General features: G+C 61.5%; 1 protein-coding gene and 1 pseudogene. Both read left to right on the forward strand.

Annotated features, from left to right (window positions below; genetic code table 11):
• A pseudogene (locus IMZ11_RS44330) lies at positions 1 to 188 on the forward strand (preprotein translocase subunit SecY); the annotation flags it as partial.
• The coding region (locus IMZ11_RS44335) for a nucleoside monophosphate kinase (protein WP_228649775.1) at positions 185 to 423 on the forward strand (239 nt) is incomplete at its 3' end. The pseudogene IMZ11_RS44330 and the gene IMZ11_RS44335, both read left to right, overlap by 4 nt.

The following is a 423-nucleotide window of genomic DNA, read 5'->3' on the forward strand; positions in this document are numbered from 1 at the left end:
GTTCGATCTACCTCGGTGTCATCGCCGTTCTGCCCAACATGTTCCTGCAGATCGGCAACACCGGCTCGGTACAGAATCTGCCGTTCGGCGGTACCGCGGTTCTGATCATGATCGGTGTCGGCTTGGATACCGTCAAACAGATCGAGAGCCAGCTCATGCAACGCAACTACGAAGGGTTCCTGAAGTGAGAGTCGTCCTACTCGGACCGCCCGGCGCGGGCAAAGGCACGCAGGCAGAGAAGCTGTCCGAGAAGCTCGGCATCCCGCAAATCTCCACCGGAGACCTCTTCCGCAAGAACATCGGTGACGGCACTCCGCTCGGGCTGGAGGCCAAGCGTTACCTGGATGCCGGCGATCTGGTGCCGGCCGAGCTGACGAACCGCCTCGTCGAAGACCGTATCGATCAGGCCGATGCGGCTGACGG

The organism is Microtetraspora sp. AC03309 (genome assembly GCF_020826795.1).
GTDB lineage: Bacteria > Actinomycetota > Actinomycetes > Streptosporangiales > Streptosporangiaceae > Microtetraspora > Microtetraspora glauca.